At 62.1% G+C, this 12,503-nt stretch carries 13 protein-coding genes; 7 read left to right on the forward strand and 6 right to left on the reverse strand.

Annotation, left to right across the window (positions count from 1 at the left end):
- The first annotated feature begins 20 nt into the window (after positions 1-20).
- From rfbF to ACZ5TB_RS07630, 7 genes are all read left to right on the forward strand, one after another.
- Positions 21-797: a glucose-1-phosphate cytidylyltransferase gene (gene rfbF / locus ACZ5TB_RS07600; protein WP_464790748.1), complete on the forward strand. Its 777-nt coding sequence runs from the start codon at positions 21-23 to the stop codon at positions 795-797.
- A complete protein-coding gene (gene rfbG, locus ACZ5TB_RS07605) occupies positions 758-1,873 on the forward strand; it encodes a CDP-glucose 4,6-dehydratase (protein ID WP_464790749.1) in 1,116 nt (371 codons plus the stop codon). The genes rfbF and rfbG overlap by 40 nt, the downstream gene beginning before the upstream one ends.
- The gene (locus ACZ5TB_RS07610) at positions 1,870-2,784 is read left to right on the forward strand and encodes an NAD-dependent epimerase/dehydratase family protein (RefSeq protein ID WP_464790750.1); all 915 of its coding nucleotides are present in this window, start codon (positions 1,870-1,872) and stop codon (positions 2,782-2,784) included. Before rfbG ends, ACZ5TB_RS07610 begins: the two co-directional genes overlap by 4 nt.
- Positions 2,781-3,167 (forward strand): GtrA family protein, encoded by a 387-nt coding sequence (locus ACZ5TB_RS07615; RefSeq protein WP_464790751.1) that lies wholly within the window; start codon positions 2,781-2,783, stop codon positions 3,165-3,167. Before ACZ5TB_RS07610 ends, ACZ5TB_RS07615 begins: the two co-directional genes overlap by 4 nt.
- On the forward strand, positions 3,164-4,183 hold the full coding sequence (locus ACZ5TB_RS07620; protein WP_464790752.1) for a glycosyltransferase family 2 protein: 1,020 nt from the start codon (positions 3,164-3,166) through the stop codon (positions 4,181-4,183). Before ACZ5TB_RS07615 ends, ACZ5TB_RS07620 begins: the two co-directional genes overlap by 4 nt.
- On the forward strand, positions 4,180-5,724 hold the full coding sequence (locus ACZ5TB_RS07625) for a hypothetical protein (protein ID WP_464790753.1): 1,545 nt from the start codon (positions 4,180-4,182) through the stop codon (positions 5,722-5,724). The genes ACZ5TB_RS07620 and ACZ5TB_RS07625 overlap by 4 nt, the downstream gene beginning before the upstream one ends.
- A gap of 185 nt (positions 5,725-5,909) precedes the next feature.
- Positions 5,910-7,658 carry a hypothetical protein gene (locus ACZ5TB_RS07630; RefSeq protein WP_464790754.1) on the forward strand — a complete coding sequence of 583 codons (1,749 nt, stop codon included), beginning with the start codon at positions 5,910-5,912 and terminating at the stop codon, positions 7,656-7,658.
- Positions 7,659-7,785: 127 nt separating this feature from the next.
- Here the strand turns inward: ACZ5TB_RS07630 and rlxS are convergent, their stop codons facing one another.
- From rlxS to ACZ5TB_RS07660, 6 genes are all read right to left on the reverse strand, one after another.
- The gene (gene rlxS, locus ACZ5TB_RS07635) at positions 7,786-9,750 is read right to left on the reverse strand and encodes a relaxase/mobilization nuclease RlxS (protein WP_464790755.1); all 1,965 of its coding nucleotides are present in this window, start codon (positions 9,748-9,750) and stop codon (positions 7,786-7,788) included.
- A 251-nt stretch (positions 9,751-10,001) separates the two neighbouring features.
- On the reverse strand, positions 10,002-10,361 hold the full coding sequence (locus ACZ5TB_RS07640; protein WP_464790756.1) for a hypothetical protein: 360 nt from the start codon (positions 10,359-10,361) through the stop codon (positions 10,002-10,004).
- 232 nt (positions 10,362-10,593) lie between these two features.
- Entirely contained in the window at positions 10,594-11,205 is a 612-nt protein-coding gene (locus ACZ5TB_RS07645; RefSeq protein ID WP_464790757.1) for a lytic transglycosylase domain-containing protein, read from the reverse strand.
- A complete protein-coding gene (locus ACZ5TB_RS07650; RefSeq protein ID WP_464790758.1) occupies positions 11,193-11,774 on the reverse strand; it encodes a S26 family signal peptidase in 582 nt (193 codons plus the stop codon). The genes ACZ5TB_RS07645 and ACZ5TB_RS07650 overlap by 13 nt, the downstream gene beginning before the upstream one ends.
- Positions 11,771-12,001 carry a helix-turn-helix domain-containing protein gene (locus tag ACZ5TB_RS07655; protein WP_464777910.1) on the reverse strand — a complete coding sequence of 77 codons (231 nt, stop codon included), beginning with the start codon at positions 11,999-12,001 and terminating at the stop codon, positions 11,771-11,773. Before ACZ5TB_RS07655 ends, ACZ5TB_RS07650 begins: the two co-directional genes overlap by 4 nt.
- A 159-nt stretch (positions 12,002-12,160) precedes the next feature.
- Entirely contained in the window at positions 12,161-12,460 is a 300-nt protein-coding gene (locus tag ACZ5TB_RS07660; protein WP_449473742.1) for a DUF736 domain-containing protein, read from the reverse strand.
- Positions 12,461-12,503: the final 43 nt, after the last annotated feature.

Here is a 12,503-nt window from a genome sequence, read left to right on the forward strand (position 1 = left end):
CCTGTTCATAGGATATGTCCATGAAAGCGATCATCCTTGCAGGGGGCCTCGGCACCCGCCTCGCCGAGGAAACCTCGGTTCGGCCCAAGCCCATGGTGGAAATCGGCGGCAAGCCGATCCTGTGGCACATCATGAAGATCTATGCGCAGCATGGCGTTGACGAATTCATCGTTTGCCTTGGCTACAAGGGCTACATGATCAAGGAATATTTCTTCAACTACGCGCTCCATATGTCGGACCTGACAATCGACCTGCGCCGGGGCACGACCGACATTCATCGCAATGCCTGCGAAGACTGGAAAATATCCCTGATCGATACGGGCGCGGAGACGATGACCGGCGGCCGTCTGCGGCAGGCGATGCAATATCTGGGCGAGGATGAGGATTTCTGTCTCACTTATGGTGATGGCGTCAGCGATCTCAATGTCGGCGCCGCAATTGAATTCCACCGATCTCACGGTCGCAAGGCCACCGTAACCGCAGTGCGTCCCGCCAGCCGCTACGGCCAGCTCGACCTCGACGGCGATCGCGTCGCCGCCTTTGCCGAAAAGCCGGTGGAGGAAGGGGGCTGGATCAACGGTGGCTTCTTTGTGCTCAACCGTTCGATCGGCAACTATTTGAGCAATTCAGACGCCTGCGTCTGGGAACGCGAGCCGCTGGAGAGTTTGGCCGCTGACGGCGAACTGCGCTCCTTTTTCCATGATGGTTTCTGGCAACCGATGGACACGCTGCGGGACCGGCAGATGCTTGAAGGCATGTGGGAACGGCACGAGGCACCATGGAAAACTTGGCATTAAGGCGCAGCAGCGCGCGCGCACTCGCGCCTGATCCCGCCTTCTGGGCGGGTCGGCGCGTGCTGGTGACTGGCCATACGGGCTTCAAGGGGAGCTGGCTGCTGGTGCTTCTCGATGTGCTCGGGGCTCAGATCACTGGGGTTGCCCTGAAGCCCGACACAACGCCGAACATGTTCGAACTGATCGGCGGCGCGTCGCTTTGCGATCATCATATCTCCGACATAGGCGATGCCGCCGCGATCGAGACTATCTTCGCCCAGGCAAAGCCGGAAATTGTCTTGCATCTCGCCGCACAACCGCTGGTGCGTGCCTCCTACGCCGACCCGATCGGCACCTATCGCACCAATGTTATGGGCACAGCACATGTGCTCGAGGCGTGCCGCAAGACTGCCACGGTCCGCACCATCGTCTCCGTCACGACGGACAAATGCTATGCCAATGACGGCCGCAAAGAGGGCTATCGTGAAGATGCGCCGCTCGGCGGCCACGACCCCTATTCCAACAGCAAGGCATGCGCCGAGTTGGTCAGCGCCTGCTGGCGTGACAGCTTTCTTGGAGATCGGGGTATAGGCCTTGCCACGGCGCGTGCCGGTAATGTCATCGGCGGCGGCGATTGGTCTGCCGACCGCCTTGTTCCCGACGCCATCCGCGCCTTCTCGGCAGGGCGAGCGCTTGAAATCCGCAATCCACAAGCCGTGCGCCCCTGGCAACATGTACTCGAGCCGCTGAGCGGGTATTTGCTACTAGCGGAAGCGCTGGCCGCTGATCCCACGGGCTTTGCGAGGGGCTGGAATTTCGGCCCCGCCGCCGCCGACATGGCGAGCGTGCGGGAGGTCATCGACCTGCTGGCAGAGCATTGGGGCGTCCCCCAGAAATGGACGATGCAGCCCGGCGAGCATCCGCACGAGGCGGCAATGCTGACACTCGATTCCTCGGCCGCCGCTGAGGCGCTAAGCTGGCGTCCGCGCCTGTCGCTGGATAGGGCGCTGGCGCTGACAGCGCACTGGTATCGCGCTGATGACAAGCACGCAGCGACCCGAGCGCAGGCGGAGGATTTCCTCGCCATGGTGCCTGCATGAGCCGCATCCTGGTCACGGGCGCAGGCGGCTTCGTCGGTGCGGCGGTGGCCGATCTTGCCGCGCGGCAGGAACATCAGGTGACGGCGCTGGTGCGCAACTCCTCCTCCCCCCGCGTCCTGGCGCTGAAAGGGCGCTGCGCCATCGCCGTCGCCGATCTCGCGGATAGAACCGCTGTGAGCGCCGCGATGGCGAAAGCACGGCCCGACATCATCATTCATTCCGCTTGGGAAGGCGTAGGCGGCCACACCCGCGCGGGGGATATTCAGCTCGACAATATCCGCACGACCGTAGGACTGCTCGACGCTGCAATCGCGGCGGGCGCAAGCCGCTTCATCGGTATCGGCAGCCAGGCCGAATATGGCCGCCATGATTGCCGGATCGACGAAAGCACCGCGACCGAGCCTTTCCTTCTCTATGGCGCGGCCAAGCTTTCCGCCTGCCACCTGACCCGCCAGCGCGCAGCCGATGCCGGGATGGGCTTTGCCTGGTTGCGGCTCTTTTCACCCTACGGTCCCGGAGACAATCCCGATTGGCTGATCCCTTCGGTCGCCGCGCAGATCCTTGCCGGGCGGGCACCGCGCACCAGCCCAGGCACCCAGAAATGGGATTATCTCCATATCCTTGACTGTGCGCAGGGCATATTGACCGCAGCGTTGACCGATAGCGCGCAAGGCGTCTTCAACCTGTCGAGCGGCCGCGCCACGTCCGTGCGTTCTATTGTCGAGCGTATCCGCGACCTTGCTTGTCCCGGCCTGGCGCTGACCTTCGGCGACATTCCCTTCGGGCCGAACCAAATCATGCATCTGGAGGGCGATTGCAGTCGCCTCACTGCAGCGACGGGCTGGAGCCCGCGCATTGCCATAGAGGATGGCCTAGTCACCGTGGTCGATGCGCTGAGGCGAGCCGCATGATCGCCTCTGCTCTCGATCGCCGGTTCATCAGCTTCCTCGTTGCAGGCGGCTTCAACACGCTGTTCGGCTATGCAGTATATAGCGGCCAAGTGTTGCTGGGGGTCGTGCCTCATGTCGCTGTGACCGTCAGCACAGTCGCAGGAGTGTTGTTCAACTTCCTCACTACCAGCGCGGTATTCAGGTCGCGCGATCTGCGCAAGCTGCCGCGCTTTCTGACTGTCTACGCGATCATGCTTAGCCTCAACATTCTCTTGCTGGAGGTGGCCATGCGGGCGGGGCTTGGCCCTCTCCTCGCCCAGGCTGTCATCCTGCCGATCTTCGCCCTCACCTTCCTTGCCATGCGCCGTTTCGTGTTCGCGGCCGCGCCGGAGCAGATATCATGAAGACCATCTCCATCGTGACGCCCTGCTTCAACGAGGCAGATAATGTCGAAGCATGCCGCAATGCGGTTGCTGCGCTCTTCGCCTCTGGCGCGCCACTGGAAGGCTATCGCCGCGAGCATATCTTCGCCGATAATGACAGCAGCGACGGCACGCAGGACATTCTGCGCTCGCTGGCAGCGGCGGACCCTTCGATGAAGGTGATCCTGAACGCCCGGAACTATGGGCCCTTCCGATCCAATTTTAATGCGCTTCGCGCTGCGACTGGCGATGCGGTCGTCGTTTTTCTCCCCGCCGACCTCCAGGACCCGGCGGAAATGATCCCTGAGTTTGTGAAACTGTGGGAAAGCGGCGTCGAGGTAGTAGCCGGCGCGCGCGTCAACCGGCAGGAGAGTTTGGCGCTGCGAAGCTGCCGCGCGATCTTCTACCGCACGGTGCGGAGTTTGAGCGACATCGACATTCCGCTCAACGTGGGCGAATTCCAGCTGCTCGACCGCAAAGTGTGGGAAGCGGTGGTCAGCCATGATGATCACTATCCCTACATTCGCGGCATCATCGCCTCGGTCGGCTTCCGTCGCGCCATCGTGCCTTACACCTGGGCCGCGCGGCGCTCCGGCATTTCAAAGAACAATTTGCCACGCCTTGTTGATCAGGCGTTGAATGGCATTTTCAGCTTCACCAATGTTCCCATGCGCCTGTGCACCTTCGCCGGTGTTGCAATGGCCATGCTGTGCCTGCTCTACGCATTAGTATCGGTGGGCGTCTATATCGCTCGGCCTGATCTTGCTCCGCGCGGCACAATGACCTTGATCGTCGCACTATTCTTCCTGTCAGGCATCCAACTCGCCTTCATGGGCATATTGGGTGAATATGTGACGTCAATTCACGCTCAGGTCCGCAAGCGTCCCCTTGTCGTGGAGCGGGAGCGGATCAACATGGCTCCTGAATTCAGCGACGAGCTTGCCATCGATAATCCGGTTCATGCCCTTCAGCGCAAACTCGGCGCGGAGGCTGCGTGACGCTGAGTCTCGCGGCAACAGAAACTGCGCATCGCCAGCGCAGTATATCGGCGTCCGTTTCTCTAAGAGGCCTGACGGCATCGCTTGTCGCCCTTTTCGCACTCGACAATGTTCTGCTGCTTGGCCTGTTGGGTAGCCCGCATCTGCTGGTGGCAGGACTTGCCATCATTCTCCCGGCGGCTCTCTCATTCCTCACCTACAGAACCATGCCCAGCCGGGCACGGGTGGGCGCCGCAACCATTGCCGTCTGTTTCGTTGCGGCGGCAATCATCCTGATGTTAGGGGGAGAGGGACGCCTCTTCTATGCGTCCACTGACTGGCAGGTACGCGATGCTGTGCTCGCGGACATGGGCACCCACCGCTGGCCGTTCGACTACTGGCTCAACGGACGAGCGCAGCTTTTGCGCGCGCCTGTCGGCATGTATCTGGTCCCAGCGACCGTAGGCGGGGCCAGTCAGCTGGGCCGCGACTGGAGCCTTCTTCTTCATAATAGTCTGATTCTCAGCCTGCTTTTCGCGCAAGCGTCTGTCTTGTTCAAAGGACGCCGAGCGCGCCTGATTGCGCTCGGCGTCTTTGTGGTGTTCAGCGGATGGGATGTTCTGGGCAACCTCCTGCTTCAATGGTCCGGCGGCGAAGCCAGATGGGACCATTTAGAAGGCTGGGCGGACGGTTATGAATATAGCTCGCACATCACCCAGCTATTCTGGGTTCCCCAACATGCGTTCGCCGGCTGGACAATCGCGCTGACCTATATTCTCTGGCGCCGGAATCTCGCTCCTATCGGCCTGTTCGCGGCCAGCCTCCCACTGGTCGCACTCTGGTCGCCGCTCGTCCTGTTCGGTGCACTGCCCTTTGCCGCTCTCGCGGGCCTTCGCGTCCTTCTGACCGGGGCATGGAATGGACGAGATGTCCTCTTCACCATGGTCGCCACTGCGCTGGCCACGCCTGCGCTCATCTACCTGTCGATCCATGCCGCTGCCATGGGGGGCGGTCTGCTTCCCCCCAAGGCCCTTGTCTATACGCTGGTCATGCTGTTCGAGGTGATACCGTTTCTCCTGCCCATTCTGCATGACCGAGACAATGTGATCGATCATGCCACGAAGCTGATCGCAGCTACTTGCCTATTCCTCATGCCCAGCTGGTCGATCGGCACGTTCGGCGATTTTCAGATGCGCGCATCCATCATGCCACTGGCGCTCGTGGCGATTGCTTTTGCCGACTGGGCAGCTCGTCTCCTCCACAGGCGTGAAAAGGCAGCCTTTCTGATCATCGTCGCTCTGGGATCCGTAACCGGCGCCGTGGAAATTGCGCAGGCTTTCCGCTTTGCCCCCTCTCCCGCGCCACGTTGCTCATTGGCGGCCGTCTGGAATCGCCAGACAAGCCGTACTGCCCCAGATGCAGCCTATTTCGTGCCGGTCAATGCCTTTCGATTCTGGGTCAAGCCGGTCGAACGCGTGAGCGCGGCCACTCCATTGAATTGCTGGAGCTATCCCTGGCGCATGCCGCGCGGAACCGGCGCAGAACAGCAGGATCGAGCGTGACGTTTTCCCTGACCATCATCGGAATTTATGCCGCGCTCCTCTCCATCGCGCTGCTGACACCCTATGCGTCTGCTTTCCTGGGGCCTCGCAAAGCCAGCCGTTCAGCCATGAACTGGCCTATCTGCGCATTGCTCCTTGTCGGCGCTATTGTCCTGACAATCGCGCGCCATGGGGCTTTTCCTTTGTTGGGCGTGTTTATCCTCATTCCCCTTGTCGGACTCGGGGTGCAGTCTCTGCTCGGTGGCATCACCGCCGCCATGCTGTTCGCGACGGTGATATGGTGGACATGGCCCATCCATCTCGGGCCGATTTCTACGGTGATTTCCGCATCGCTTGCGCTAGGGGCAGGCCTGCTGACGCGCTGGGGCAGATTGTCAGCCCCTCCCCGAACGAAGCCCCGCCTCATCTTTTTGCTGCTTCTATCGGTCGTTGTCGGCCTGGCAATGGGGCTGCTGACAACCCCGTTCGAATCTGCCGAGCCGATTTATACCGCATGGCACCACTGGGGCGCCTATCTCGCTCCGGTTGAGGCCTGGCGCGCAGGTGGAATGCCCTATCGCGATTTCCCACTGCAATATGGGCTGGGTCCAACCTCGCTTCTTCTCGCCAGCTGTGGTCATGACTGCTGGCGCGGCATGTACATGGTCACCATCTCCGCCAACGCACTCTATTTCGCAACACTTTCCGGAAGCGCGATCCTCCTGACGGTTCGATCTTCGCAGGGCGTGCGTTGCCTGGCGCTGGCAGCGATGTTCTGCGCCACATTCCTCTGGACAGGATTCCCTGTCAGCTTCGCAAGTCCGGTGATGACGCCTTCGGTAGGCGGCCTGCGGTTCCTGACCATTTCCGCCCTTCTGTTTCACATCCTTCTTTCGGAAGAGCGGCAAATCCGGAGAGACTGGATCGGCCATGCCATTTGGCTGCTCGATCTTTTCTGGTCTCCCGAAGCGGCATTTTTCGGGACAGTGATCTGGTGGCCCTATCTCGCGATGCGTGACGCCGAGGCCACAAGCGGAGGACGCGATACCGTGATCGCGCTCATGCGCGGCATCCTGCGCGGGATTGCTGCTCTCGCCGTCGGCATAGGCACCCTCGCCGCTACGCTATGGCTGCTGTCTGCCAGAAGCATCACCGCAGAGCAATTTTTCGCCTATATCCTCCATCCTCCGGGTGCCTTACCGGTCAACCTCGTTGGGACGTTATGGCTTGTCCTGGCATCGATCGCGATAGCCCTATCGATCTTGATGCGGCAGGGGCTGTCGTCGGGGTCGCGACGGCTCTATGTTTGTTTGCTGGGTTTGCTGGCAGCCGGATCCTACTATATCAGCCGCAGCCACGATAATAACATCCTCAACCTATTTCCGCTGCTAACCCTGCTTTTGCTCGGGCTATTGGCCAATATTGAAAGTATCGAGGGATCTGCTCAATCTTTCACGCGATCCCTGATCCACACTTTCTTCGTGGCCATGATCGGTTTCGTCGTCACATTCAACTTCACAGCTTGGCGTGAAGGGGCCACCCAGGTCGGTCCGCTGCACCTTGGATCGGCCAGATTGCTTGCGCGGTTCACGCCAAAAGTCGATGACAAGCCCGCCATGTTGCCTCCGGACGCCGTAGCTGGCCTTCAGCAACTCCGCGAGCACGGCGCCGGCGCAATCGTTTTGCTCGATCGCTATTATCTGATGCCCCGAACCTCTGATCCGGCATGGACGCCCGTCAATAATCTCGCGAACTTCGTGCCTTTGCCTGAGCCGAACGTCCTACATTATATTAGGCGTGGTGCAGAGGTTTACGACCGCCCGGGGTGGATATTGGCCAGTGCCGAATATCAGCACTGGGTCGCGGCCTTCAAAACTGCCTATGATGTGCAAGACGATAAGTCCTTCGGATCCTACCATGCGTTCTATTTGGTGCCGCGTCGGCGTCATAGATAAAGTACGTTTATGTATGCGGCGATATGAACTATAAGCTTGTTCGCAATCGCATGGGCCAAGGGGTCTCGTACTGCTTCCGGGGTACTAAGAATTGGGGAGCAGCGAGATTAACCGTTCGAGCCACAGTTCAGGCAATGGAGGGCGCTGAACGGGCACGTTCAAACTGCCAGGTGATCCCATGCGGACGCAAGATTCCGGACACAGCCTTCCCTATGTTCCGCTCAAGCACATCTCGCCACGGCACGAGCGTGAAATCCCGCGCGCGCTCGATCACAGCATACGGCCCATTCTCAAGGTCCAAACGCCGCCCAATGATACCCTCCACGCGCTCGCCCACATTGATCGACTCAAATCGCTTTCCGAGTTCCTTGCCAAGCCTGTCGCCAACATCGCGAAGCTCGCGCAAGCGGAGGGCCTCCAATGCGCCGCGCCGCAACTGGAAAACCTGGCCTTCGCCATCGGCCAATTGCTGTTCGACGAGCCATTGACGCCTGGCCGACATTGCGTCGCGCACTTCGCGACCAAAACCCGCATCGCGAACAGCGCTCGGCGTACCTGATGCCAGTTCGCGATCGAGCCAGGTCGGCGCCTCCTTTATTGGGAGGTCGGCAACAGGTGTTCGCGAGAGGATCGATACCGCCACAGGCCGGTCACGGTTCTGCCGCTGGGCATAGGCCTCGGCACGGGTGAGGTGATCGTCGGGAATGACCCAGCTCCCATCCTCTGATCGCTCCGGCCCGGCCCCCGCCCGCCGCATGGCTTCCAGCCGCCGGACATGGCTCGCGGCATAAGCTTCGCTGGCTTGGGCGTCATGTGCCAGGTGAAGATCGACCGAATAGCGTCCACCGTTGGCGCGAGCGACAGCATCGACGGTACGATCCGCCTGTGTCACGCTCGCCCTCGTCGGCTCTATCCGTACAGTCGCATTCTGAGGGACCGGCGGCACAGCATCGCCCCGGCCGATGTCGATATAATGGACCCGGCCATCGACGCCATCCACCATCACATAATGACGGTCGCGATGCTCGTCGGAGAAGCCTCGCTGGATCAACCGGCCAATAATCGGTTCGCGGACCTCTGCCGTTACCACCTGCTCGACGCCCGCACGGTCCAGCCGACGTGCCGTGAGTTCGCGCTGCATGAGGCGGATAATGTCACCGCGTTCGCCCATGCGGCGGAGCGTATCGTCCATCCCGTCGGCAAGACGGTAGCGCCCGCCGCCGACATCCTCCGCAAGCTCCATCGCCTTCAACTTGCGCAGCCGCCCGGCCGCCACCGATTGCTGGAAAGGCTCGTTGTCGGCAGGCGATACGATCCGATCAGCATCCATCCTCCGCAGCAGGCGACGGTCGATCGCGGTCAACCGCTCCTGATCGACATCATGGCGCAGGCGGGCTTCGATTTCGTGATCGGTCCGCGGCCCCAGGTCGAGCGTCACCAGTTCGGACGCGCGCTCGCGCAGGCCGTGTGAAATATACTCGCGCGCGATGATGAGATTATCGCCACGATCATCGACGCCGCGCAGCACGATATGCGTGTGCGGTCGCTCGGTGTTGAAGTGATCCACCGCTACCCAGTCCAGCTTGGTGCCGAGGTCCTGTTCGACCTGAGTCATGAGCCGCCGGACATAGGGTTTGAGGTCGGGATATTCTGCCCCATCTTCGGCAGAGATTATGAAGCGGAATTGGTGGCGATCACCAGCCGTGCGCTTCAGGAAATCGTCGCCATCCGCGCGGTCGGTCGCCGGACCATAGAGCTCCCCCGGCAAGCCCTCGCGCGTGACGCCGTCGCGCTGGATGTAGCGCATATTGGCACGGGCTGCCTCGCCAGCCTTGCCACCGAGCCGGATGAGGCTCGCCTTCACCGCAGCGCGGCGTCCACGGAAACCGCCCAACCTGTCGCGACTGGCGAGAAGCCGTCCCATGCTCGCGCCCCGGCCGATCCGGCTGCCATCGAAACGCCGGGACCTTTTGCCGGTCTTGTTACCAGCCAGCCGCGTCGCCGCGAGGATGCGCCCGCCATATTTGACGGTGCGCTTGCCGTCATTGCTCCGCATCCTGCCGAGTCTGGGGGTGAGGTCGTCATCAGACATGGTAACGCCGCCCCATCTCGCGAATTCGGCCAGAAACTGGCGGATTAACGCCGTTTCCGATCGTCCTGTCTCTCGGATTCAGAGCATGGTCTCGGGAAAAAAGGATGTGCAGACAATCACTTAGGCCGGGTCGCGAGACACTGCCTTTATCTTGTTTCCCCTTATCCCCTAGCGCCACCCATTTTCGGCTCGAAAAAAGGGGAGAGACGACGCCGGTCCGACGCCGCCTCTCCCTGACGTTCATGCTGCCGTCAGCGCGCATCGGCCATTGCCTTCCGAGCAATATCGCGGCTGCGACAGATGCGCTTTGCGATCGTCCCATGTGGCATTCCCTGGCCATCCACGAGGATGATGGCCATGAACCAGCGGCCATCCAGTCGGCCCCAGATCGCGATCCGGTCGAGCTCCAGATCATCCTCGCCGAGGCTCTCATAGGAGCCCAGCCAACGCTCCTCGCCGCGCGCATCCCAGAGGAAATCGCTCTCCTCCGCCTCCAGGAAGCGTTGCGCCAGTGCTTCTCCCGCACCGCGTCCCAGCTCGATTTCCAATCCTGCTACGAGCGTTGCCACGACGCTGTCCGACGCCGTTCCGATGCCCTGAACCATGCCCATGATGACCTCCTTGCGTTTCGTCCTCACCATCGAGAACGGCGTCCGGGAGACGGGTGGCGGGGCGGCTGTCAGGGCCGCAGCGCGAAGCGCGGCGCCGCGAAGCGGACGCGGGGGGAACCGATTTGCGCAGCAAATTGGGGGGCACCTGCGGGCCTTGATAGGCGCTCCGCCACCCGTCATGCTGGGTCTGTCGAGACGAGCCTCCACCCTCTCCCGGACATGCGACATCACCTCATTCCCCCTGCGACAGAGTGACAAAGATCGGGCTTGGCGATGGCGCGCCGGTAGCGCTGGCCGGTGCCGATGCGCCGCCTCTTTGTATGGCGAACAGGGGCTCGACCAGTGGTGATTCCCTCGCACTGGCCCCGCTAATCTGCCGCTCCGGCGCCACGCTTGCGAGGTAGGCGATGGTCTCGTCTGGCAGCGGCCGCCGACCTGTCAGATGCTCAGCATAACGCCCAGGGCCGGCATTATAGGCGGCGAACAGACCGGGATATCCGAACCGGTCATGCATCAGCCGCAGGTAGAATGTGCCGGCCAGGATATTGTCGCGGGGCTGATCAGGATCATGGCCGAGCCCTAGCCGGGCGCGCATTTCCGTCCAGGTTGCAGGCATGAGTTGCATGAGGCCCATGGCGCCAGCGGAAGAGCGGATGGGTCGGCCGTTCCAGCGAGTCTGCCCCCCGCTTTCGGCGCGCATGACCCGCTCGATCCAGGCGATGGGAATGCCGAACCGCAACGATGCCTCGCGGATATAGGGCTGCCATGTGGCGACCGATTCAGCTTTGGCAGGCGTCGCAAGGGCGAGCGTCAGCAGGATGGCAGCATGCTTCAATTGCGCCACAGGAGCGTCGCCTTTCCAATCACATCGTCGCCGTCGGTCGGCCCGAAATAGCGGCCGTCGAACGAGGACGGACTGTCCATCAGCAGGAACAGCTGCCGCCCCCGCAGCACCATGCAGCCGCTCCACCAGGGCATGGGAAGACCGTTGGCGTCGGCTGCGCGGCGGCTCGCAATCCATCGCCCGTTGAGGAAGATGTCCTCAGCCAGCGCGCAGACCGTATCGCCCGCATAGGCCACGGCGCGCTTCACCAGCGGCACGTTCATGGGCAGGTAGCGACGGGACGCAGCGAGCAGTCGATAGCGCTCTGGCACGCGGGCGATGACCATGTCGCCCGGCTCCACCAGGGCGCCGGGATCTGCCCTGTAAAGGCCGATCGGGGCGCTGGCGCTCGCATTCCAGACGAGGCGCGGCGTGGGCGGAAGCGCGGCGGAAAGGAGCAGGAGGATAGTGCCAGCACCAACGCACAGGATGCGCCAGCGCAGCCGAACGCGCTTCCTCTTTTGCGTCCGCAGGGTCTCGCCCCAGGCAAGCAGCGGCGCGTCGGCGGCAGGGCTGCGACGGCGGCTCATGCGCCCAGCTCCCGCGCCGAATGCTCGGCTGACCAGCTGTCGAGATCATCGATATGATATTGGACGAAACGGCAGTGGCGGCGAAAGACCGGCCCCTTTCCGTCGCGACGCAGGCGTTTCAGGAGGCGGCTCGAGATTTTGAGATAGGCGGCGGCCTGGTCGGTGTTGAGAAAGGGCGAGCCGCGTTTCGCGCGGTTCGCACGGGCAATGTCATCGTCGCTGTCCATGGGGCGAACTCCTGTTTGGGCGGATCGCAACGGCGCGATCGCGGCACCCAGGATGCGGACAGGGACATCCCGGCATCAGTGTCGAAAACCACTCCCACACTTTCGACACCCGGGGAGAAAAGAGGCTCCGCGCCGAATCTGGCGCGGAGCCTCGTCATGTCAGCGGGACCAGATGAGCTTGTGCTCGCCCTCGTCGCCCTGGGTGAGGGTCGCGTAGATGGGCGCGGGGAAGGACGGATCGTCGAGCTTGAGGCTCAGATATTCCGCGCCGGTCTCGCGCGCCGCCTTGGTCCAGCCCGCGCCGAACTCGACGCCACCGGCGCTGACGCGATGGTCCGGAGCCTTGTCATGCTCGCGTTCGACAGGCCGGATCGTGGCCTTGACGCGGAGAGTGAGGGTGCGGATTTCGCCAGTATAGACGCCGTCCTCGTTGCGGGTGAAGCTGCCGATCTGTGCCATGGAAAGTCTCCTTCTGCTTGCTCGAATGCCGCCCGATGCGGCC

Source organism: Sphingobium sp. TomTYG74 (genome assembly GCF_055393875.1).

Coding starts and splice junctions, on each gene's coding strand:
- rfbF (WP_464790748.1), top strand. CDS start 21: ATGAAAGCGATCATCCTTGCAGGGGGCCTCGGCACCCGCCTCGCCGAG.
- rlxS (WP_464790755.1), bottom strand. CDS start 9,750: ATGTCTGATGACGACCTCACCCCCAGACTCGGCAGGATGCGGAGCAAT.
- ACZ5TB_RS07620 (WP_464790752.1), top strand. CDS start 3,164: ATGAAGACCATCTCCATCGTGACGCCCTGCTTCAACGAGGCAGATAAT.
- ACZ5TB_RS07615 (WP_464790751.1), top strand. CDS start 2,781: ATGATCGCCTCTGCTCTCGATCGCCGGTTCATCAGCTTCCTCGTTGCA.
- ACZ5TB_RS07660 (WP_449473742.1), bottom strand. CDS start 12,460: ATGGCACAGATCGGCAGCTTCACCCGCAACGAGGACGGCGTCTATACT.
- ACZ5TB_RS07650 (WP_464790758.1), bottom strand. CDS start 11,774: ATGAGCCGCCGTCGCAGCCCTGCCGCCGACGCGCCGCTGCTTGCCTGG.
- ACZ5TB_RS07610 (WP_464790750.1), top strand. CDS start 1,870: ATGAGCCGCATCCTGGTCACGGGCGCAGGCGGCTTCGTCGGTGCGGCG.
- ACZ5TB_RS07640 (WP_464790756.1), bottom strand. CDS start 10,361: ATGGGCATGGTTCAGGGCATCGGAACGGCGTCGGACAGCGTCGTGGCA.
- ACZ5TB_RS07655 (WP_464777910.1), bottom strand. CDS start 12,001: ATGGACAGCGACGATGACATTGCCCGTGCGAACCGCGCGAAACGCGGC.